This is a genomic window from Candidatus Clostridium helianthi, from assembly GCF_045310795.1.
Lineage (GTDB): Bacteria > Bacillota > Clostridia > Clostridiales > Clostridiaceae > Clostridium > Clostridium helianthi.
In genome coordinates this window covers 1-24,360 of sequence record NZ_JBJIAB010000059.1, presented here as the reverse complement: position 1 = coordinate 24,360, position 24,360 = coordinate 1, and the positions used below count along the sequence as shown (strand labels likewise).

Sequence of the window (24,360 nt, the reverse complement as noted above, 5' to 3'; positions counted from 1 at the left end):
ACAGGAAAGTTAAGGTCTATAGCGCCGATGGTACTGCATGGGAGACTGTGTGGCAGAGTAGGACGTTGCGAGGTAATAAAAAATATGCTCAGATGATAAGTTATCATCTGAGCATATTTTTTATTATAAAGTTTTTTGATTTAAAATAATAATTAAAGAATCATTTAATATAAAAATTCAGCTTTAAGGATTTGTAATAACTACTATACAACGTGTAACTAATTTTTTGGACACGACTATACTGGTATTAATAGAGATAAGCATATATATTGAAATTTATTTCTATGCACAATTTTTTATAGTTAGATTTCATTATTTGGACTGTTTAAGAATTTGCTAACTATCATTAAATTGTGATTGTGATAAATTACTTTAGAAGGTGAGATTATGATTAAATTAGTACTAGTAAGGCATGGAGAAAGTCTTTGGAATTTAGAAAATAGATTTACTGGATGGACAGATGTGGATTTGTCAGAGAATGGATTAAAGGAAGCAAGTAGAGCAGGAAAAATACTTAAGAAAAATGGTTTTGTATTTGATGTAGCTTATACATCAGTTCTAAAAAGAGCGATAAGAACATTATGGATAATATTATATGAGATGGATTTGGCATGGATTCCTGTTTTTAAATCATGGAGATTAAACGAGAGGCATTATGGAGCCTTACAAGGATTAAATAAAGCAGAAACTGCTAAAAAATATGGAGAAGAGCAAGTTCATAAATGGAGAAGATTTGTAAATGTAAAACCTCCAGAATTGACTAAAGAGGATACCAGATACCCTAGAAATGAATATAAGTACAAGGATTTAAATGAAGAACAGATACCCTTAACAGAAAATCTTGCTGATACTGAAAGACGTGTGTTAGAGGAATGGAGAGGAAATATAGCTCAAGATTTGAAAGCAGGTAAAAGAGTGATAATATCTGCTCATGGAAATACATTAAGAGCTTTAGTTAAATATTTAGATGGTATTCCAGCTGATAATATAGCTGATTTGAATATTCCAACAGGAATACCTTTAGTATATGAATTGGATGAGAAGTTAAAGCCAATTACTCATTATTACCTATCAGATAAGGAATAAGCGATAGGATAAATTGGTGTAAAAATCTGAATTCAAGAAAGAATTACAATAGCTATAATAAAGAAATATAATTTATTGCGAAGACAGTAAATCTTCTAAAATTTTAAATTATGATTGTTAATGAGTGAAATACTGAATCACATGTTTAAATTATATATAGATTTACTGTTTTTGTGATTTTATTCAAATTAAATATAAAATTTTGTACTTTTTGTTTATATATTTCTATTAATATAAAGCGTATAATTACATAGTTGTGGAGTACAGAATTCAAATAGGATATTTTTGTGGTATCGTACTAAATGTTTGACTAATATAAATTAATTTTTACTAATATCTTTAAGGGGGAGACATTAAATGATGATAACTAGAAATTTAACAAAAGGAAATCCGGCAAAATTGATATTGCTGTTTACTATTCCTTTATTAATAGGAAATATATTTCAACAATTTTACAACATAGCAGATACATTTATTGTTGGTCGTACAATAGGCGTAAATGCTTTAGCAGCAGTAGGATGTACAGGAAGTATAATGTTTTTAATTTTAGGGTTTGCTCAAGGTTTAACATCTGGACTTTCAATCATTACTGCACAAAAATTTGGTGCAGATGATAAGGAAGGAGTTAAGAAAAGTTACTTTACAGGCATAGTTATTAGCATGATAATAACTATAATTCTTACAACTATAAGCACGATTCTAGCTAGACCTATATTAGAACTAATGAATACACCTGTAGAAATTGTTGATGATGCATATAATTTTGTAGTAGTAATATTTATTGGAATAATAGCGTCAATGTTTTTTAATTTTTTTTCTAATATTATTAGAGCTTTGGGAGATAGCAAAACTCCATTAATATACCTAGTGGTAGCGTGTATTTTAAATATAATTTTAGAATTTGCATTTATATTAATATTCAAGATGGGAGTAACTGGGGCAGCTTGTGCAACTGTTATAGCCCAGGGAGTATCGGCATTATTGTGTATGTGGTACATAAAGAGAAATTTGCCCATACTTAAGTTAAGGAAGAGTGACTTAAAGTTATCCAAAGAAACTTTTTTAGAACACATTAAAATTTCTCTACCAATGGGATTTCAGGCATCTATAATAGCAATTGGAGCTATCATATTACAATTTGCATTAAATAGCCTTGGGGCTACTTCTGTAGCTGCATATACTGCTGCTCAGAAAATAGATACTCTCGCAACTCAACCTATGATGTCATTTGGTATAACAATGGCTACATACACAGCTCAAAATTTTGGTGCGGAAAAAATTGATAGAATTAAAGAAGGCGTAAAGAAATGTGTTTTTATATCAGTAGCATTTAGTATTATAGTGGGCCTTATAAATACTTTTGCAGGTTATTTTCTTACAGGAATCTTTGTTGGATATGATCAAAAAGAAGTTATTAGGTTGTCGCAAATATATTTAACTTCAAACGGATTAAATTATTTTTTACTTTCACTACTGTTTATATATAGATATACGCTTCAAGGATTAGGACAAAGTTTTATTCCAACAGTAGCAGGAATTATGGAATTATTAATGAGGACGTTCGCTGCAATTATATTATCACGACCGTTAGGTTTTTTAGGCGTATGTATGGCTAATCCATTAGCATGGCTTGGAGCATGTATTCCGCTTATAAGTGCATACTATATTAGCATTAGAAGAATAGATATAGAATATTCAAAAAAGAAAAGCTGTTTGTATGAATCAAATATAGATGCATGCAATTATATAAGTAAGTAAAAGTTAGTTTATATAGTAACTTTGTATTGTCGTAAGATTTATGTAATAAGGAATGAAATAGGATTATTTAACACCAATAATCTTAGTTCATTCCTTATTTCATTTTCTTGAATATTTTAATTATGTTTAAATCTATACCTCTAATAGAGTGACTTGCAATTAAATATTGAATTTATATTTATTTCTTAGCTTCTAAGATAAATCATATATTTTGAACAAATAACTTATCCTAGAGTTATATAAAATGTTTTAATATTTAATGAAGTTATGACGTGTTTGTTTAGAAAATCAGTGAAGATGAGCAGAAGTTTGATAGATATAATAACAGAAGAATTTTTAGTTTTGATAAAACTAAGTTTAGTATAGAAGATTAAAAGGAAAGTGAAACTAGATAAATTAATATTGGTGAAAAATTTCCACAGATATTTGAATGTAAAATACTGAATATATAAAATTTATAATATATATACTTAAGAATATAAAATAGGTTTTATATAAATGCTATAATTAGAAGATCGGGAGTGAGATTATGGACGGAAAATCAGTGATAAAGTGGCATAAAGATATAAATGGAAAAAGAGTAGTAGATGCTTTGATAAAAAATGATTTTGATGCGGTATATTTGGCAACTAAAGATGAGGCAATAGAATTTATTATGAAATATGTGAAAGCAGGTACTAAGGTCGGTTTTGGTGGTTCAGTGACAATATCTGATATGAAAATTCAGGATAAAGTTAAGGCTGCTGGAGGGAGAGTTTTTGAGCATGGAGAAGCATCAAGTGTAGAAGAGGCTATGTCTATTGCAAGAGAGGAGATATTTAGTGATCTATATTTATGTAGTAGTAATGCTATAACTTTAGATGGGACTCTTATTAATGTAGATGGAATGGGAAACAGGATATCAGCTATGACTTTTGGACCTAGAAAAGTCATAATTGTAGCAAGTGTTGATAAGATATGTAAAGATGAAGCAGCAGCTTTTGAACGATTGGAGAATATAGCATCACCTATGAATAATAAGAGACTTGAGAAGCCGAATCCTTGTTCAAAAACTGGCATATGCATGAATTGTAAATCGCAAACTAGGATATGCAGAGTATATTCAATTATGAGAAGAAAGCCTATGACCACAGATATAACTGTAATAATTATGGGAGAAAGTGGAGGCTTTTAGTTACAATGAATTAAAAATACTTAATATATTTTGATAATTATATTAAGATAAACATACATTTTTATAAAGTGGATATAAATTAAAAATTTAATAAAGTATTTATTGTAATAAAATGAAAAATAATATATAAATATATATGAAAATAAAAATGCTAGAATTAATAATTAACATTTTTAGCATTTGTTATTAAAATAAAGATAAAAAGTGAGGAACAAAATGGAAGATAATCAAAATATACAAGACAAAATAAAGAGTTTTTTAGAAGAGAATAGGATAAATGTTAAAGGTGGAACTATAACAAGTGAAAAGCAATTATCACTAGTTTTAAATGATCTTGCAATGGGTGATTTGAAAAAAGGAAAGCTAGATAAGGCATTATATTTTACAGAAAAAGCAGCTGAATTCAATAAAGAAAATTATTATTCATATTTTATAAAAGGTCTAGTATATAGAAAGTTAGGTAAAAATGAAGATGCGATTGAAGCATTTAATGTATATTGTAAAGACTCTGATGATTCATTAACCCACATATATATGGGACTTTCGTATGCAGAATTAGGAAACATAGAAAATGCATTAGATCATCTTAGAAAAGGCGAAAAGAACATCTCAAAAAATGAAAAGGAAGATCATAAATTATTAATCTGTGCGACTTATGAGTGTATAGGAAATATATATTTAAGTAAAGAAAATATAGTAGAATTTAATGAGAGAGATAAATATAGTATGAACTATAAAAGTGCAGTAAGATATTATAAAATGGCACTAAAAATAAATAGGAGAAATCCTGATTTAATCAATAGATTAGCTGCATGTTATTATCATATTGAAGATTTAAATAAAGCATTATATTGCTATGAGCAAGCCGCTAAGATTGTAGAAGATAAAAGCATGTATGTAGAAGCGATCAAAGAAATGCATGAAGCTGGTGCTAAATCAGAGCCAGCGGGATTTTAATCTATAAGAAAATTGTATAGATAAAAAAGCTTAATGTTATATTTTAGTAACATTAAGCTTTTTTGTGTTTTAATAAGGTTTAATAAGCCAAAGGTAAGCAACGTTAAAATATTGTATGTAAATTAATTTAATACATTCTGAAAAGTAAAGCAAAATATCTTTCTAGACTAGAATTAATTAAAAGAGATAGAGACTAAGAAATACATAACTGATATATATATAAATTAACTTGTAAAAACTATCATAACATTTCTACATAACGAACGTTTTTTAATAATATAGTTCTAATATTTATATTTGTAGAGAATACAAATGTCTTTCGTGGGTTGACAGATGAGCAGATATAGGATAATATATAATTTGTTAATAATCGTCGGATTAAATTAATAAATTAATAATTTTATACTTTAGGGATTAATTTATATAAACAATTTCAATAGAAATATTAAAAAGAATAGTAATATTTAAACAATGAATAGCTGGTTAATTATTTTCTATGTTTTTTGTAAATCTTATTGTCAAATTATTATTTTTTTACAGCGTACACCTTAAGAAAATAAAACTAATACTAGGGGGCTTATTTTATGAAGAAAAAAATTTCTTTACTTTTGGCGCTGGCTATGACAACTACATTTACGCTGGCGGGATGTTCAAAATCAAATACTAAAGCAAATATAGACAGCGATGTTATAAAAATTGGTGTATTTGAGCCAATGACCGGTGCTAACGCAGCTGGTGGACAGCTAGAAGTTGAAGGCGTAAAACTTGCGAACAAGCTCTATCCAACGGTTAATGGAAAAAAAGTTGAGCTGGTTTTTGCAGATAATAAATCAGATAAAGTTGAAGCGGCTAGTGCAGCATCAAATCTTGTGGAACAGGAACAAGTTAATGCAATTATAGGAAGCTGGGGAAGTGGAAACTCTATGGCGGCAGGAGATGTTGTACAAGATGCCAAGGTTCCAGCAGTTGCAGCCTCAGCTACAAATCCTCTTGTAACAGCTGGTAATGATTATTACTTTAGAGTTTGTTTTATAGATCCTTTTCAAGGAACTGTTATGGCAAAATATGCAGCAAATAAATTACAAGCTAAAAAAGTAGCTTTACTTCAAGAGGTTTCAAGTGATTACTCAGTTGGAATTTGTAAGTTCTTTACCGATGAATTTATAAAGATTACAGGAGATAAAGATGCAATTATAGCTAAAGCTAACTATAATACAGGTGATCAGGATTTTACAGCTCAACTCACAAATATAAAGAGTAGTAATCCAGATGTGATTTTTGCTCCAGGTAATTTTACAGAAGGAGCTATGATAATAAAACAAGCAAGACAGCTTGGAATAACTACTCCAATAATTGGAGGAGATACTTGGGAAACGCCAGAATTTTTAGATATAGGTAAAGAAGATGTTGATGGAACAGTATTTTCTACTTTTTTTGCAAGTGAGACTCCTATAACTAACGAATCAAAAGTCTTTCTTGATGAATATAGAAAAGAATATAATAAAGAACCAGCAGCGGTTTCAGCTTTATCATATGATGCATATCTAGTAATTTTAGATGCAATTAAGAGAGCTAATTCGATAGATCCAGTAAAAATTAGAGATGAAATTGCAAAAACCAAGAATTTTCCTGGTGCTGCAGGAGTAATAACTATAGATCAAAATAACAATGCAGTAAAAGACGCAGTTTTAAAGATAGTTAAAGATGGTAAATTTACTTATCTTGATACAATAAAACCTGAAGAAAATTAATTAGGGGTGAAAATATGACTTTAATGAATTTAAGCACATTTATGCAAAATTTAGCAAATGGTATCTCACTAGGAAGTTTATACGCACTTATAGCTATAGGATATACTATGGTCTATGGAATATTAAAACTTATAAATTTTGCGCATGGAGATATATTTATGATGGCTGCATATTTCGGATTTTTCGGAGTTGCAACATTTGGACTACCTTGGTACTTTGCTTTTATAATTGCAGTGGTTATAACAGCATTCCTTGGAATGGGAATTGAATTCACTGCTTATAGACCGTTAAGAAATGCACCTAAGATTTCAGCTTTAATTTCAGCTATTGGTGTATCCTTCTTACTTGAAAATTTAGCAGTTGTTTTATTTGGAGGAAGACCTAAAGCATTTCCAGATGTAAAGCTATTTACAGATGTAATAGTTATAGGTGGAATTTCAATTCAAAGACTTACTTTTATAATTCCAGTTGTTACAATAGTAATACTATTTGTTTTATTACACTTAGTTAATAATACGAATATTGGTATGGCAATGAGAGCAGCTTCAAAAGATGTTGAAACTGCAAGGCTTATGGGAATAAATGTAAATAAGACAATATCATTTACTTTCGCTATAGGATCGGGATTGGCTGCAGTGGGTTCTATGATGTGGTGTGTAAAATATCCACAAATAGTTGCACTTATGGGAATGATGCCAGGTCTTAAATGTTTTATAGCAGCTGTAATTGGTGGTATAGGAGATATTAAGGGAGCAGTTATTGGTGGTTTTATACTTGGACTAGCTGAAATTATGTTAATTGGGTTCTTCCCTGGACTTACAGGGTATAGAGATGCTTTAGCATTTATACTATTAATCGTAATATTGCTATTTAAGCCTACAGGAATAATGGGCAAAAATTTAACAGAGAAGGTGTAAAAATGAACAATAAAAATAAATTTTTAAATATAGCTCTTATTGCAATTGTATTTTTACTCTTATTTGTTGCAAATAATAGCTTGGACTCTTATAAAATTAGAATCTTAAATTTATGTGCAATATATACAGTTCTTGGACTAAGTTTAAATCTAATAAATGGATTTACAGGATTGTTTTCACTAGGACATGCAGGATTTATAGCAGTAGGTGCTTATACAACTGCATTGCTTACAATGAGCGAAAAAGTTAAAAATCAAAATTTCTTTATGGAACCATTAATGGCGCCTTTTAATCATATATCGGTACCGTTTATTGTAGCTTTGTTAATAGCTGGTCTTTTATCAGCATTTATAGCAGTTTTAATAGGTGCTCCGGCTTTAAGGCTTAAGGGTGACTATTTGGCTATTGTTACTTTAGGATTTGCAGAAATTATAAGAATAGTTATTACTAATATACAAGGTTTAACAAATGGAGCTTTGGGTCTTCGTGGTATTCCTCATATGACAAACCTATATTGGAGCTTTGGAATAGCAATTGTGACAATAATAATATTGCTATCACTTATAAATAGTTCATATGGAAGAGCTCTAAAATCAATTAGAGAAGATGAGATTGCAGCTGAAAGTATGGGAATAAGTTTATTCAAACATAAAGTAATAGGATTTGCTATTGGTGCTTTCTTTGCTGGAGTTGGAGGTGGATTACTTGGGAACTTAATGGGAACAATTGATCCTAATATGTTTAAGTTCAGCCTTACGTTCAATATACTTCTTATAATAGTTATTGGAGGAATGGGAAGCGTTACAGGAACAGTTATATCAGCTTTCATCGTAACAATACTTGGAGAAGCTTTAAGATTTTTGGATATGGAAAAACAATTTGATTTGGGAATATTTAGCTTTTCAGGAATACCAGGACTTAGAATGGTTATTTTCTCAATTTTGCTTATGATAATAGTACTATTCTTCAGACATGGAATAATGGGAACAAAAGAATTTTCTTGGAAATCAATATTTAAATATTCTAATGATAGACCTCTAGAAAAAGGAGGAGACAAGTAATGACATTATTAAATGTACAAAACGCGACTATGCAGTTTGGAGGACTTACGGCTGTAAAAGACTTTAACCTTCAAATTAATCAAGGAGAAATAATTTCTTTAATTGGACCTAATGGAGCTGGTAAAACTACAGCTTTTAACATGATTACTAATGTTTATACTCCTACTAGAGGAAAAATAATTTTTGATGATACTAATATTACAGGAATGAGACAAGATAAAATAACGCAAACTGGTATAGCAAGGACATTTCAAAACATAAGACTTTTTAAAGATTTGAGTGTACTTGATAATGTTTTAATAGCAAATCATGTTCATATTAAGTCAAACTGTCTTGAAGCGATGTTAAAGCTTCCTAGGTATAAAAGAGAAGAAAAAGAGATGGTTGAGAAATCTTTAGAGCTTTTAAAAGAGGTAGGTCTTGAAAAGCTAAGAAATGAAAAAGCAAATTCTCTTCCATATGGAATGCAAAGAAAACTTGAAATAGCAAGAGCACTTGCTACTAATCCAAAGCTTCTTCTTCTTGATGAGCCAGCAGCAGGGATGAATCCTACAGAAACTGATGAGCTTACAGATTTTGTTAGAGAAATTAAGGATAAATTCGATTTAACTATATTTATGATAGAGCATCATATGAATATGGTTATGGGTTTATCAGATAGAATACAGGTTTTTGAATATGGAATAACTATAGCTGAAGGTACACCTTCTGAAATACAAAATGATAAAAAGGTTATAGATGCATATTTGGGGGTATCTGAAGATGATTAAAATTGATAATTTAGTAGTCGCTTATGGTGGAATTGAAGCATTAAAAGGAATAAGCTTAGAGGTACCAGAAGGGAAAATTGTAACTTTAGTTGGTGCCAATGGTGCAGGAAAAAGTACTACGCTAAAATCTATAGTAGGTCTAGTTAAACCAAAGAGTGGAACTATAAGTTTTGATGATGGAACTGATTTAACTAAGCTTAATACGGAACTTATGGTGAAAAAAGGTATAGCATTAGTACCAGAAGGAAGAAAAGTTTTTTCAGACCTTACAGTACTAGAAAATTTAAAGATAGGTGCTTATACAAGAAAGGATAAATCAGGTATTCAGGAAGACTTGGAAAAGGTATATTCACTTTTCCCAAGACTTAAGGAGAGAACTTGGCAATTATCGGGAACTCTTTCAGGAGGTGAGCAACAAATGCTCGCCATAGGAAGAGCACTAATGTCAAGACCAAAGTTAATAATGATGGATGAGCCTTCTTTAGGACTTGCACCAATAATCGTAAAAGAATTATTTGGAATTATAAAAAAAATTAATGAAGAAGGCATGACAGTTCTACTAATTGAGCAAAATGCAAATGCAGCTTTAAAAATTGCTGATATTGGTTATATTATGGAAACTGGAAGAATAACACTAAGTGGCTCAGGGCAAGAATTACTTTCTAATGATGAAATTAAAAAAGCTTATCTTGGTGAAGCTTTATAATATGAAAATTTTCGTATTTAAAGAAGAAATGGCAAGTCAGGAAATAACAAAATACTGACTTGTTATTTTTTGCATTTAAGAAATTTATTTTATTCTTATTGCTAAAATGTAGTGTGAAAAAACTATAATTTTTTTATACTGTGTATACTGATAAGATTAAATTAATATTTAAATATTAAGGGGACATATAGATGAAAAGAAAAATTTCATTGCTTTTGGTTATAGCTATGATGACTTCTTTTACTTTAGGAGGTTGTAATTCAAAATCAGGCACAAGAGCTAATGATGATAGTGATGTAATAAAAATAGGTGTATTTGAACCAATGACAGGTGCAAATGCAGCAGGTGGACAGCTAGAAGCAGAAGGTGCAAAACTTGCAAATAAGATTTATCCAACTGTTCTTGGTAAAAAGGTCGAACTAGTTTTTGCAGATAATAAATCTGATAAAGTTGAAGCAGCTAGTGCAGCCGCAAACCTTATTGAACAGGAGCATGTTGATGCTATTATAGGAAGCTATGGAAGTGGATTCTCTATGGCAGCAGGTGATATAGTACAGGAATCTAAGGTTCCAGCTGTAGGGGTAACTTGTACAAACCCATTAGTAACTGCAGGAAATGATTATTATTTTAGAGTTTGCTTTATTGATCCTTTTCAAGGAACTGTTATGGCAAAATACGCAGCTAATAAGTTAAAGGCTAAAAAGGTAGCAATTCTTCAAGAGGTCTCAAGTGATTACTCAGTTGGGATTTGCAAATTCTTTACTGATGAATTCAAAAAGCTAACTGATGATAATAATGCTGTTGTAGCAAAATCGAATTATAATACAGGAGATCAAGATTTCTCAGCACAGCTTACAAATATTAAAGGAAGCAATCCTGATGTAATATTTGCTCCAGGTAATTTTACTGAGGGAGCAATGATAATAAAGCAAGCAAGACAACTTGGAATCACAGCCCCAATAATTGGAGCTGATACCTGGGAGACACCGGAATTTTTAGATATAGGTAAAGAGGATGTTGAAGGAACTGTATTTTCAACATTTTTTGCAACTGAGACACCTATAACTGAAGAATCAAAAATTTTTCTTGATGAATACAGAAAGGAATATAATAAAGAGCCAGCAGCAGCTACAGCGTTAGGGTATGATGCATATCTAGTAATTTTAGACGCAATTAAGAGAGCTAATTCTGCAGATCCAGTTAAAATTAGAGATGAAATCGCAAAAACAAAAGATTTTCCTGGGGCAGCAGGAGTAATAACAATTGATGAAAACAATAATGCAGTAAAAGAAGCTGTTTTAAAGATAGTTAAAGATGGTAAGTTTACTTATTTAGATACAATAAAGCCTGAATAGAATTAAACATATAAATACTTTAATAAAATATATAATGTATATTACAATTAAGTTCTAATATTGTAGTCCTAATTGAATAACTTGATTTACAAGGAGTCTAAATGTATGCTTAGTATTCGAAGATATATAAAATAATATTTATAGATAGAGGTAAATGGTTGTATGTTTTTTATAGGTATATTTGGCATTGAAAATAAAAATAAAGAAATAAAGATTTTAGACAATTTAAACTGTAAAAAATGTAATAAATTTTTTCGGGGAAAGCTGATAAAAAATTTTAATTATTTTCATTTTTTCTTTATTCCCATTTTTAAGTGGAATATAAAATATTATATAATATGTGATGGATGTGGAACTAACTTTAGTATTTCAGTGAACAAAGGAAAAGCCATTGAGAATAACGAACCTGTAAATATAACTTATTGGGATCTTGAGGAGCTAGAAAGCAGTAATTATAGAGATAATTATAATAGTGGTATATGCAGGAACTGTGGTATGGAAGTTGACACAAGTTTTCAATTTTGTCCTCATTGTGGGAATAGGATTAAATTTTAAATTAAAAAAAATCAAGTAGCCGTTGTAGCTACTTGATTTTTTTTCTCTAATTAAAAGTTTCACAAAATCACGTTGATTCGAGTAAATATTGATAGAGAAATCTTTAACTATAGAAATATATTGTAATAGTTATTGAAATGGAATAACATGGGTTTTATAATATATAATGATAGAATAGGTTTCTAATTCCAAAAGTCGAAATTGACTTTAAGATAATAATATATTAAAGAATTAGTGATTATGAAAGAGGATATTAAATGGTTAATTATATAATATTTCTTGCAATGTTTTTAACAGCATTTGTTTCAGCGCAATTATGCATATTTTTATTTTATAAAAAAAGAAGAATACATTTAAACGGTCTTTTAGGTGTTATTTTAAGTGTTTTTATATATAGTTTATTTTATTCTTTTGAATTAATATGTCCTAATTTAACCTTTATGAAATTGTTTACTGGGATAGAGTATATAGGAATAGCATCCATTCCGGCTTTTTGGGTTATCATGGCTCTAGAATATACTAATAAAAGTAGGTATATTACTAAAAAGCTCTATATGTTGTTATTTTCTTTGCCTACGGTATTAGTGGTATTAAATATTACTAATGACTATCATCATCTATTTTATAAAAGTTACACAGTTGACATTGCAGATAATCTATATATTGCAAATCTTAAACCAGGCATTGTATATGTTATATGCGTAATTTTTGTAAATGTATGCTTCATAGTAGGGAATAGTCTGTATTTAATTTTTTATAGAAAAGAAAACAGTTTATATAAAAAGAGAAGTTTTAAAATCATGCTTACATCATTTATTCCTTGGGTTGGATATTGGATATACATGTCAAGGATTACGTCTATAAGAATAGATATAGTTCCAATTTTTATGGGAGTATTTTGTTTGATATATACATACGCTTTGTTTAAATCAAATATCTTTGAAACAGCTACTATTGCTAGACATGTTATTTTTGATAATATTTCTGAAGCAATATTAGTGTTAGACCAAGAAAATAAAATAATAGATATGAATAATATAGCAGAGAAAATTTTTAATATAAAATCAAAGCTAGCAATAGGACAAGACGTATGCACAGAGTTTAAAGAGTATCAGGAAATTATTCAATATATATATGAAGAAAAAGAAACTAGCTTCAACTGTGAAATTAAAATAAAGAACAAACTCTATTATTTTAAAGGAAAACTTACACTAATTAATAATAATAGAGGGAAGGGGAAAGTTATTGTTTTGAGTGATAATACTGAACAAGTTTTAATGATTAAGAAACTTGAATACTACGGCATCACTGATGTTTTGACAGGAGTATATAATAGAAAGTATTTCTATAAAATTGCAAAGGAAAAAATTGAAGCTTGTTCGGATAAGAAACATATGTCTCTATTAATGATGGATATAGATAAATTTAAAACTATTAATGATACTTATGGGCATCCTACAGGTGATATTGTTTTAAAAAAGGTAATGAATATTTGTAAAGAATTATTGGGGAAAAAATATTATATAGGAAGATATGGTGGAGAGGAATTTTTAATTTTACTAGATAACGCTAATTCAGAAAAAGCTTTAGAAATTGGTGAAACAATAAGGAGAAGGATTGAAAATTTAGAAATACTCCATGACAATAAATGTATAAAAATAACATCTTCTTTTGGGATATTTACATCAGTTAGAGAAAGAGATTTGGAAAATATGATTAAATTTGCAGATAAAGCTTTGTATGAAGCGAAGAGTTTAGGAAGAAATAGGGTTTCTATAAAAATGGGGAATAGTTAGATTATTATAAATGGTGTAGCACATTGATTATTACAAAGTAAAAAAACTTTAAATAGTTATTATAATACTATTTAAAGTTTTTCTATTTTAAGATATTTAATTAAAAGATCATGAACTAAAAATACATTTTTAGTTTTTGCTTGCTTCAAATCTATCGACATGTAATATAGAAGGAAATAATTTCATCCATAGCATTACAACTGCTATAGTTCCAATGCCTCCAATAAGAGCAGCGGGAACAGTCCCGAATAAAGACGCTGTAATTCCTGATTCAAATTCACCAAGCTGATTAGAAGTTCCTATGAATATCATATTTACAGAGCTAACTCGTCCTCTCATATAATCTGGAGTATTAAGTTGAACAAGCGTAGATCGTATAACAACGCTAATTACATCGGAAGCACCTAAAATCAAAAGAGCAATGAAAGATATTATAACAGATCTAGATATTGCAAAAGCTATAGTAGACAAACCGAAGAATATAACAGCTATGAACATTGTCTTCCCTACCTTGTGTTTTAATGGTTTTCTTGCAAGATAAGCAGACATTAATAATGCTCCAACGGCAGGAGCAGATCTTAGTATTCCTAAACCAAAAGAACCTATCATTAGAATGCTACTTGCGTAAATTGGAAGTAAGGCAGTTGCGCCACCAAACAATACTGCAAATAAATCTAGTGATATCGCCCCAAGTATTATAGGTCTGCTCTTTATAAAAGATATTCCTGCGAATAAAGATTTTATAGTAGTTGGCTCAGATTTAAATTTTTCTTTCTTGATTGAAATCTGATATATAAGAATGCCTGATATTAAATATAAGATACCAGTTAATAAAAAAACTAGTGTTGGGCCAAAAGAATATAAAATTCCACCAACAGCTGGTCCTATAATAACTGCAAATTCTGAAACTGAAGACATTAAAGCAGAAGCTCTCGGGAAAATCTCCTTACTAACAATATTAGGCAATAAAGCTTGCATTGGTGGGCCTTCAAAAGAATGAGCTACCGCTATAAAGAAAATGAGAATTAAAAACCGTTCTTTAGTAATTAACTCATTATAATTCCCAAAAGCCATAATAAAAATAAACACGCTTTGAGTTACTTGGCTTAAGGTTACTATTCTTCTGCGATCATACCTATCCGATATATGTCCGACAAAAAGAGAGAGAAAAAGCATTGGTAAAAACTGAACTAGTCCAACAAGACCTAAATAAAATGCCGAATGAGTTAATGAATACATCTGCCATCCAATAGCAACTGTAATCATTTGATATGCGAAATTAGTGGATACACGTGCTGTCATTAATAGTCTTAATGATTTATTTTTGAGCAAAGCAGAATTATCTTTAGTTGAAATCATTATATTTCAGAACCTTTCTGTATATAGATTATTATGGCTAAATAAACATTCATAAACATAAGTAAATTATAGGTTTATAATATATTAAATAGCATTATTAATAGTATATAACGGAGAAGAACACGTATCAAGTTAATAATGGAATTATTTTCTTCCTATTCTATAAGTAAAGCCATAAACTCTTAAAATTTTTAAGGAATCTATTAAATGGATTGTGTGATTTGATATAAAAAATAAATTTATTAACATAAAATTTATTGGTTAAAAATTAGCTTTGGGTTAAGATATAATAAGGCAAAAAATTCGAAATTGATGGAGAATAAAATGGAAAAAAGTTATTTTGAAAAAGAATTCATCAACTGTAAATAATTATTTATGTTAAAAATATGATAAAATAAACATTAATCTAGTATTAAATATTATTAATACACATAAGAGGAGGATGTAATATGAGTTTTGGAAATCTTCAGAAGATAAGTAATGGAAAGAGAACTTTTGGGATAACTCCGCATATTCCAGGCGGTTTTATTACTGTGGAGACTATGCAAAAAATTGTGGATGTAGCAAAAAAATATAATGGTATATTAAAAATAACTTCAGGACAAAGGATATTAATAACTAATCTTAAGCAAGAAGACTTAGAAAGCATTTGGAATGAACTTGGAATGGAGCCAGCAGTTAAAACACAAAATTCAGTTAAGAATGTTGAAATATGTCCGGCTGGATACTGTAAAAGATCTAAATATAACACAATTGGGACAGGAATGAAACTTTCAAGAAAATATCAATGGATGGAAATGCCATGTAGGACTAAAATAGGAGTAGCAGGCTGTAGGAATGCTTGTGGAAGCGTTTATAGTAAAGATATTGGAGTAATAGCAGATAAAACTGGATTCATTGTTGCAGCAGGGGGATCAGGAGGTTATAATCCAAGAATGTCAGATATCATTGCTAAAGATATAACAGAAAGCCAAGCGTTGAGTTTAGTGGATAATATTTTTGAATATTATATAGAAAATGCAGAAGCAGGAGAAAAGTTGGGATTTTTTATTGATAGAATCGGAATTGAGAAATTTAATCAAGAGGTTCTAAAAGGTATAGACATATAAATTCCTTATAAATAATTTAGACTTATATAGATAATACCTAAAGAGTTTTTTAAACAAGGTAGAATTTTGATTAAATAAAAAAATTAATTCACGGGGGAATAATGAAAAAAATAAAAGCGGTGTTATTTGACATGGATGGAGTTATATTCGATACAGAGAGAGTATACTTAGAGACTTGGAGAAAGATTTTTAAGAAGTATGGATATAATATGAGTGATGATGTTTATATTTCTGTAATGGGAAGAGGTCGGAAAAACGTAATCAAGAAATTTTTAGAGTTATATGGAGAAGACTTGCCTATAACACAAATGTATGAAGAAAAAGATAAGGAATTAAAGAATGCAGTAGAAAGTGGTCAAGTTGCTATTAAGGAAGGCGCGAAGGAAATTTTAGAGTTTCTAAAAGAGAGAGGATATAGAATAGCTCTTGCGACATCGGCTAAAAGAGAACGAGCCAATATTCAGTTTAGAAATACTGATATAAAAGAAGATTTTGATGTTATGGTTTATGGTGATGATGTAGTAAAAGCCAAACCAGATCCAGAAATATTTCTAAAGGCGGCTAAAAAGCTTTGTGTAAATCCTGAAGATTGTATTGTTATAGAGGATTCTGCTGCAGGTATTGAAGGAGCCTATAAAGCTAAAATGATAGGAATACATGTAGAAGATATTAAGAAAGCCGACAATGATATACTAAAGTATTGTCATAGAAGCTTTGAGAATTTACTAGATATTAAGGCGTACTTAAGTAAGAATATTGATAGGTAATAATTAATATATTCAGAATTTACGCTAAATTGTGTTTTTATAAATATTTATTATCTTACTATTTTGATAAAATGCGGTACATAGCTTGGAGATTATTCTAAAATAATACTTATTTTAGACAACAAATTTATTAATAATAAATTTGTTGTCTTTTTTTATAAAATAATCATATAATATTTAATAATTTTCTATAAATATATGTTATAATAGATTGGCGACGCATAAAATAGAGAGCTTCGTATTTATCTCGTTATTAACTTAAGGGGGAGGATAATAAGTTTATTATTAAACGTGTTAAGAAAGTTTTATTAACTTGAAGAATTCGCGAAATATGGTGTATCATATATATGGATTTTCTTTATTAAAATAGTGCGTTAATAGATACAATAGATTATTATGCGACGGTTTTGTTAAAAATAATAAACAATTATACTAAATAATATATATTTTATATGATTAGATTTGAAAATAAAAAGAAGACAAAATGTTAAGGAGTGAATATTATGGGAGATAATAAAAAATCTTTTATACAAAGTGCATTAGGTTCAGTTTTTTCTGTTTTTAGCGAAGATGAATTAAAAGAACTGTCAAACGGCAGAAAAATTGCTATATGTGGAAAAGTTAACAATCCAGGGATAATAGAAGTTCCAGAAGGGGCTACCCTTAATGAAATAATACAATTATGTGGTGGGCTTATAAACAAAAGTAACTTTAAAGCAGCTCAAATAGGACTTCCTTTCGGTGGTTTTTTAACAGAGGATAGCTTAGATAAAGAATTTGATTTTGGAATATTTTATGAAAATATTGCAAGAACAATTATTGTTTTATCACAAGAAGACTGTATTATTCAGTTTGAAAAATTTTATATAGAATATTTACTAGCAAAAATTAAAGATGGATCTTATAAGAACTATGAGGTTGTTAAAGAGGACATAACTGAAATGTTTAATATATTAAACAGAATAAGTAAAGGTGTGTCTAATATGCGTGAGATTTATCTTTTGAGAAATCTTGCAGTGACAGTGAAAAGTAAAATGAACCAAAAGCATAATATCATGGAAGAAATAATAGATAAATTCTATGAAGAAATTGAAGAACATATAGAAGAAAAGAAGTGTTATACATCACAATGTAACCATTTAGTAAAACTAACAATCACTAAAAAGTGTATTGGATGTGGAGCTTGCAAAAGAGCATGTCCTGTTGATTGTATAGATGGAGAATTAAAAAAGAAACATGAAATAGATTATAATAGATGTACACATTGTGGCGCATGTGTGTCTGCATGTCCTGTTGATGCAATAAGTGCAGGAGATAATACTATGTTATTTCTTAGAGATTTAGCGACACCTAATAAGGTTGTAATTACTCAGATGGCACCAGCAGTTAGAGTTGCGATAGGTGAAGCTTTTGGCTTTGAACCAGGAGAGAATGTTGAAAAGAAAATAGCAGCAGGTCTTAGAAAACTAGGAGTAGATTATGTGTTTGATACAAGCTGGGGAGCTGATTTAACAATAATGGAAGAAGCAGCAGAACTTCAAGAAAGACTTGAAAGACATCTAGCTGGAGATGAGAGTGTAAAACTTCCAATTCTTACTTCATGTTGTCCTTCATGGATTAAATTTATAGAGCAGAATTATGGAGATATGTTAGATGTTCCTTCTTCAGCTAAATCTCCAATGGAGATGTTTGCTATAGTGGCTAAAGAAATATGGGCAAAAGAGAAGGGGCTTTCAAGAGATGAAGTTACTTCGGTTGCTATTATGCCATGTATTGCAAAGAAGTATGAAGCTTCAAGAGCGGAATTTTCAGTAGATATGAATTATGATGTTGATTATGTAATAACAACAAGGGAACTTATTAAAATATTCGAGAATTCAGGAATAAACTTAAAAGAAATTGAAGATGAAGAAATAGATACAGTTATGGGAGAATATACTGGAGCTGGAATTATCTTTGGTAGAACAGGTGGAGTTATAGAAGCAGCTACAAGAACAGCTCTTGAAAAGATGACTGGAGAAAGATTTGATAATATAGAATTTGAAGGCCTTAGAGGTTGGGATGGATTCAGAGTTTGCGAACTTGAAGCTGGAGATATAAAATTAAGAATAGGTGTTGCTCATGGACTTAGGGAAGCAGCTAAGATGTTAGATAAAATAAGATCAGGAGAAGAATTCTTCCATGCAATAGAAATAATGGCTTGTGTAGGTGGATGCATCGGCGGTGGTGGTCAACCTAAAACAAAGGGAAATAAACAAGCAGCATTACAAAAAAGAGCAGAAGGATTGAATAATATAGATAGATCAAAGACACTTAGAAGATCAAATGAAAATCCAGAAGTACTTGCTATATATGAAAAATATTTAGATCATCCATTAAGTAATAAAGCTCATGAATTACTCCATACAGTATATTTTCCAAGAGTAAAAAAAGATTAGAACATGAATTTGAGTTTGATTTAAAATTATGGAAAAACCTCGATGTTAAATATCGAGGTTTTTCTTAAAATTATATTAAAATATAGAATAATATGATTTTTTACAGTTTATTATTTGAAAGAGCATTTTTATAATTTTCTTTACATATGCAATTGAAATTTATAAAATGAATGTGTACGTGTTTTTCATATGATTATGAGTATATTTAAATATTCTTTATGTAATGTTAAATTTTATTATATATTTAATAAGTATCTTTCATTAAAATATTTTGAGAGAAAATCGGATTCAATTATATATAATACATTTGTATTTTGTATAATGAAATTATCCAAGTTATAGCATAAAGAATAGTGTTTGTTTATATATCTTTAGCTATTTTAATTTACTTATTTAAGCCAAGTAATATTAATATTTTATCATCTAATAAATAGATCAAATAATATTATTATGAAATTTTATTTAAAATAAATAAAAGAGATCATATAATTATTATCAATTGATAACGAGGTGGATGTTGGCTATTAATTTTTTAGTAGTAAGATAACATAATTTGAAGTGATTCAAGAAATACTACAATTGTTAAAATAAGGTGAGTAATATTAAAATTAGGTTAAGTTTTTTAAAAAGAGTTTAAAAGTGTTACAAAATAGAATATACTTGTTACTGGATTATGATATTTAACAATATGTCGAATATTTATATTTTATAGGGAGATGTGATAATATGTTTAATTTAAATCCAAAAGAAGATAAATTCTATAAAATGTTTATAGAAGCTGCACAAAATGTAGAGGAAGGTGCAAAAGTATTAAGAGAAAGCCTAAACTCATTATCCAATATTGAACTTAATGTTAGCAAGATCGAAGAATTAGAACATAACGGTGATAGATTAGTAAATGTTATGGTTAAAGAATTAAATGATTCATTTATAACTCCTTTTGATAGAGAAGATATTTATCTATTGATTAAAAGGTTAGATGATATTTTAGATTTAATCAACTCAACAATACATAGATTTGTAATGTTTAACGTTACTAAAAGTACAGAACCAGCAAAATATTTAGCTGATATGATAATAAAGTGTACAAAACTCATATCTGAATTAATGGATGAACTTCATTTAATAGGTGGCAAAAATAGCATAAATCAAAAAATACTAACAATAAACCAAATAGAAAGTGAAGTAGATCGTTTATTTAGAAATACAGTAGGTGATTTGTTCAGAAATGAAAAAGATCCTATAGAAATTATAAAATGGAAAGAAATATATCAAATATTAGAAAACACTATTGATAAGTGTGAAAAAATTGCAAATATTGTAGAGGGAGTTGTCATTAAGAATGTTTAGTACTATGACTATAACGGTATTAATAGTAATTACAGTATTAATATTTGACTTTATCAATGGATTCCATGATACAGCAACAGCGGTAGCTACTTCTATAACAACAAGGGCACTTAAACCGCAAACAGCTATAGTAATATGTGCAATTTTTAATTTCATTGGTGCATTCGCAGGAACAGCGGTTGCAAAAACTGTAGGAGAAAACATAGTAAGTCATAATTCTATGCCTCAATGGGTTATATTAGGAGTTTTAATTTCAGCAATAATATGGAACATAATAACATGGTATTTTGGTATTCCAAGTAGTTCATCTCATGCGTTAATAGGTGCACTAGTTGGTGGCGGAATAGCTTATAATTTGAGATTTGATGTAGTAAATTGGTATAATCTTTTTCATGATGTAGTAATATGGATATTTATTGCACCAATTATTGGTTTCACAGTTGGATACATATTAATGATATTGCTGAATTGGATATTAAAGCCATTTAAGCCTGGAATAATAAATAAAATCTTTTTGAAATTACAAGTTGTTGCTGGTTCACTTATGGCATTAAATCATGGAAGTAATGATGCTCAAAAGTCTATGGGATTAATAACTATGGCGTTATTAAGTGGTGGACTTATCAGCACATTTGAAGTGCCAACATGGGTTATAGCATGTTGTGCTATAGCTATGGCTCTTGGAACAGCATCTGGAGGAAAAAAAATTATCAAAACAATGGGAAGTGGAATGGCAAAATTAACACCAGTAAATGGATTTGCGGCTCAAACAGGAGGCGCAGCTGTAATATTTTTAGCAACACTATTTCACGCTCCAGTAAGTACAACTCACATTATTTCAACAACTGTAATGGGAGTAGGAGCCTCTAAAAGAATTAAATCTGTAAAGTGGGGAGTTGCTCAAAATATAGTTTGGGCTTGGATTTTAACTATTCCAATAACAGCAGCTCTTTCAGCATTTATTATATTTATAGCTAAGCTGTTTATGTAAGCATTTGAGCAATAAGCTCGAGAAACTTATGCTAAAATCATATATATGCAATAAATGATATTTTAAAATAATAAACCTATAGATTTCATATAACTGAGATTTATAGGTTTATTTTTATATTATATGAATAATTTATTAATATAAAGATAATCAATGTAATATTATATGGAGGCAGAATGAGCAGTTTGACTTATGAAGAGTTGATACTTCTAGACAATCTGATATATTTGAAATGGGATATAAAAGAAAACGAAAAACTTATAAATCTTGTAGATAATTTATTGAAAAGTGATAATTTTGACTATCTTATGAACGCTATTGGAGATTGTATAATAAGAATGGATACAAAAGAATGGATAATGATATTAAATCAAATAAAAGTTAAACCAAATTTAAGGAATCTAAGAATTAAAAATGTAAATAGTTATAATAATGGAATGGAGTATGCATGTTTCTTAAGCGAAGATGGAAATGCAACAGTAATTTTTAGGGGAACAGCTACAACAAAAGAGTGGAATGATAATGGCAAAGGTGCTTATGAATATGATACACTGGAACAAATAGAGGCCTTAAAATATATAAATAGCCTTGAATATAGTGATATTACGGTTACTGGCCATTCTAAGGGAGGAAACAAGGCTCAATACGTATCAATATTTTCTCCTAAGGTAAGTAAATGTGTTTCTATTAATGGACAAGGATTTTCAAAAGAGTTTATCAGTAGGTATGAAGAAGAGATTAGCAAAAACAAGGAAAAGATTATATCTATAAATGCAAAATATGATTATGTAAACTGTTTATTTAATTCGATATCAGAAAAGAATATATATATAAAAACCGAAATTCAGATTAACCCATTTGATTATCATAAGGCAAGTGTGCTTTTAGACGAAAATGGCAATTTAAGAGATGAGACAAACGAAGCTGAATTTTTAAAAATAATTAATTACTTTTCTTCTAGTATAATATCAAATTTGCCCGATAATTTAAGATATTTAGTGATAGATGGCATAGTAAATGTAATAGAGCTCATATTGTGTAGGACGGATGGTAAGGATAATCTATTTAAATCATTAGGTGAATATTTAATAATGTTTTGCCATGATGACTGTTCTAACTATAAAGAATTTTTTAGTATAGGATATGCTGTATCAGAGATATTAATATTACCATTATTGTTTTGGAAGGATTTTGTTATTATAGAGGAAAGCAATTCAAAGGAATTGCTTAATAATGTAGTAGTAAGAATGAAGTTATTAGAAAGTATGGCGGTAAAAAAATTGCAAATAATAGATAAGAGCCAAATAGAGTTAATACAGAGCATGTCGAGTTCAGTTGATGAGCTAATATATAGGATTGAGAATGAAATTTAGAGGTATAAAAAATAGTATTGAAAGAAATGGAGTAAATAAATGATTAAAAATTTATTGACATTATCGGGTTTTGCTTTAATCTCTACATTAATATATCTAGATAATAAAATTATAAAATTATCTAAATATGAAATAAAAAGTAATAAGATTCCAAAAGAATTTAATAAATTTAAAATAGTTCATTTATCAGATTTTCATAACTATAATTTTATCGGGAAAGATAATTCCCAAGTAATTAAAAAAATTCATGCTGAAGCTCCCAATATTATCGTTATGACTGGAGACATGGTTAATAAATATGATAAAGACTTTAGTATTTTTTTTAAGTTAGCAGAAACTTTGAGTAAAAGTTATAAAATATATTATATTATAGGTAACCATGAACAGAGATTAAAAAAGCACGATTTAGATTTTATCATAAAAAGGCTGAGTGAATTTAATATAACTATATTAAATGATGAAAAAATCACTATTGAAGAAAAGGGGAGTTGTCTTAATATTTATGGCATAAATATCCCTCTTTCATTTTATAAAACAAGAAATAGGCCGTCAAATATAGAAGAAGTAATTGGAAAAGTATTGAAAAGGTGCGATTCCGAAGAATATAATATATTATTAGCTCACAATCCGCTATATTTTAAAGCATATACAAAATTTGATATAGATTTAGTTTTATCAGGACATGTTCATGGAGGAATGATCAGATTACCATTTATAGGTGGAATACTTTCTCCAGAAAGAAAATTTTTCCCCAAGTATAACAGTGGAATTTATGCAATAGATATGAAAAAGCTTATTGTAAGTAGAGGAATGGGACATAGTAAACCTGGTATAAGATTATTTAATATGCCAGAAATATTAAGCATAACTTTAAGAAATGAATCCTAGAAATTTGAAAATTTTTTAAAGTAAACTTAGTTATTTTATTTTGCTAATGCGTCTAAAGATGGTTGTAAGAAGATTCTAAATATCTCTGCTACTGTATAAAATCATAACAGATACAAAGACTAAATATATATATGTTGCAAAATGAAATTCCCAAAATAATTTATTGTGAAAAATATCCATTAATATAAAATGAACAAAA

At 29.0% G+C, this 24,360-nt stretch carries 20 protein-coding genes; 19 read left to right on the top strand and 1 reads right to left on the bottom strand.

Annotated elements, in window-relative coordinates; all coding sequences use genetic code 11:
- The first annotated feature begins 387 nt into the window (after positions 1–387).
- The 12 genes from gpmA to ACJDTP_RS25835 all read left to right on the top strand — a co-directional run bounded on the left by gpmA (position 388) and on the right by ACJDTP_RS25835 (position 13,886).
- Positions 388–1,086, top strand: coding sequence for a 2,3-diphosphoglycerate-dependent phosphoglycerate mutase (gene gpmA / locus ACJDTP_RS25890; protein WP_406762833.1), 699 nt, complete (start codon positions 388–390; stop codon positions 1,084–1,086).
- 357 nt (positions 1,087–1,443) lie between these two features.
- On the top strand, positions 1,444–2,844 hold the full coding sequence (locus ACJDTP_RS25885; RefSeq protein WP_173707448.1) for an MATE family efflux transporter: 1,401 nt from the start codon (positions 1,444–1,446) through the stop codon (positions 2,842–2,844).
- Between the two features lie 529 nt (positions 2,845–3,373).
- Entirely contained in the window at positions 3,374–4,018 is a 645-nt protein-coding gene (locus ACJDTP_RS25880; RefSeq protein ID WP_406762832.1) for a lactate utilization protein, read from the top strand.
- 216 nt (positions 4,019–4,234) lie between these two features.
- Positions 4,235–4,975, top strand: coding sequence for a tetratricopeptide repeat protein (locus ACJDTP_RS25875; RefSeq protein WP_078117106.1), 741 nt, complete (start codon positions 4,235–4,237; stop codon positions 4,973–4,975).
- A 584-nt stretch (positions 4,976–5,559) separates the two neighbouring features.
- Positions 5,560–6,726, top strand: a complete 1,167-nt coding sequence (locus tag ACJDTP_RS25870; RefSeq protein ID WP_017212966.1) for an ABC transporter substrate-binding protein — start codon at positions 5,560–5,562, stop codon at positions 6,724–6,726.
- 14 nt (positions 6,727–6,740) lie between these two features.
- On the top strand, positions 6,741–7,643 hold the full coding sequence (locus ACJDTP_RS25865; protein WP_011969087.1) for a branched-chain amino acid ABC transporter permease: 903 nt from the start codon (positions 6,741–6,743) through the stop codon (positions 7,641–7,643).
- 2 nt (positions 7,644–7,645) lie between these two features.
- Positions 7,646–8,704 (top strand): branched-chain amino acid ABC transporter permease, encoded by a 1,059-nt coding sequence (locus tag ACJDTP_RS25860; RefSeq protein WP_077837082.1) that lies wholly within the window; start codon positions 7,646–7,648, stop codon positions 8,702–8,704.
- Entirely contained in the window at positions 8,704–9,474 is a 771-nt protein-coding gene (locus ACJDTP_RS25855) for an ABC transporter ATP-binding protein (protein WP_171771074.1), read from the top strand. The genes ACJDTP_RS25860 and ACJDTP_RS25855 overlap by 1 nt, the downstream gene beginning before the upstream one ends.
- Positions 9,467–10,180, top strand: a complete 714-nt coding sequence (locus ACJDTP_RS25850) for an ABC transporter ATP-binding protein (protein WP_077841672.1) — start codon at positions 9,467–9,469, stop codon at positions 10,178–10,180. Before ACJDTP_RS25855 ends, ACJDTP_RS25850 begins: the two co-directional genes overlap by 8 nt.
- A gap of 191 nt (positions 10,181–10,371) precedes the next feature.
- A complete protein-coding gene (locus ACJDTP_RS25845) occupies positions 10,372–11,535 on the top strand; it encodes an ABC transporter substrate-binding protein (protein WP_406762831.1) in 1,164 nt (387 codons plus the stop codon).
- Positions 11,536–11,697: 162 nt separating this feature from the next.
- A complete protein-coding gene (locus tag ACJDTP_RS25840) occupies positions 11,698–12,090 on the top strand; it encodes a zinc ribbon domain-containing protein (RefSeq protein WP_406762830.1) in 393 nt (130 codons plus the stop codon).
- 257 nt (positions 12,091–12,347) lie between these two features.
- The gene (locus ACJDTP_RS25835; protein WP_406762829.1) at positions 12,348–13,886 is read left to right on the top strand and encodes a histidine kinase N-terminal 7TM domain-containing diguanylate cyclase; all 1,539 of its coding nucleotides are present in this window, start codon (positions 12,348–12,350) and stop codon (positions 13,884–13,886) included.
- 129 nt (positions 13,887–14,015) lie between these two features.
- Here the strand turns inward: ACJDTP_RS25835 and ACJDTP_RS25830 are convergent, their stop codons facing one another.
- Positions 14,016–15,245 carry an MFS transporter gene (locus ACJDTP_RS25830; RefSeq protein WP_077837076.1) on the bottom strand — a complete coding sequence of 410 codons (1,230 nt, stop codon included), beginning with the start codon at positions 15,243–15,245 and terminating at the stop codon, positions 14,016–14,018.
- A 449-nt stretch (positions 15,246–15,694) separates the two neighbouring features.
- On the opposite strand from ACJDTP_RS25830, the gene ACJDTP_RS25825 reads away from it, so the two are divergent.
- The 7 genes from ACJDTP_RS25825 (at position 15,695) to ACJDTP_RS25795 (ending at position 24,161) form a co-directional block, all read left to right on the top strand.
- Positions 15,695–16,354, top strand: a complete 660-nt coding sequence (locus ACJDTP_RS25825) for a nitrite/sulfite reductase domain-containing protein (protein WP_077841668.1) — start codon at positions 15,695–15,697, stop codon at positions 16,352–16,354.
- A 101-nt stretch (positions 16,355–16,455) separates the two neighbouring features.
- The gene (locus ACJDTP_RS25820) at positions 16,456–17,121 is read left to right on the top strand and encodes an HAD family hydrolase (protein WP_406762828.1); all 666 of its coding nucleotides are present in this window, start codon (positions 16,456–16,458) and stop codon (positions 17,119–17,121) included.
- Between the two features lie 503 nt (positions 17,122–17,624).
- Entirely contained in the window at positions 17,625–19,559 is a 1,935-nt protein-coding gene (locus ACJDTP_RS25815) for a [FeFe] hydrogenase, group A (RefSeq protein ID WP_077837073.1), read from the top strand.
- Between the two features lie 726 nt (positions 19,560–20,285).
- The gene (locus tag ACJDTP_RS25810; RefSeq protein ID WP_077837072.1) at positions 20,286–20,909 is read left to right on the top strand and encodes a DUF47 domain-containing protein; all 624 of its coding nucleotides are present in this window, start codon (positions 20,286–20,288) and stop codon (positions 20,907–20,909) included.
- Positions 20,902–21,900, top strand: a complete 999-nt coding sequence (locus tag ACJDTP_RS25805; protein ID WP_077837071.1) for an inorganic phosphate transporter — start codon at positions 20,902–20,904, stop codon at positions 21,898–21,900. The genes ACJDTP_RS25810 and ACJDTP_RS25805 overlap by 8 nt, the downstream gene beginning before the upstream one ends.
- Before the next feature lie 176 nt (positions 21,901–22,076).
- The gene (locus tag ACJDTP_RS25800) at positions 22,077–23,273 is read left to right on the top strand and encodes an Mbeg1-like protein (protein WP_406762827.1); all 1,197 of its coding nucleotides are present in this window, start codon (positions 22,077–22,079) and stop codon (positions 23,271–23,273) included.
- 39 nt (positions 23,274–23,312) lie between these two features.
- Positions 23,313–24,161, top strand: a complete 849-nt coding sequence (locus tag ACJDTP_RS25795; RefSeq protein ID WP_077837069.1) for a metallophosphoesterase — start codon at positions 23,313–23,315, stop codon at positions 24,159–24,161.
- Positions 24,162–24,360: the final 199 nt, after the last annotated feature.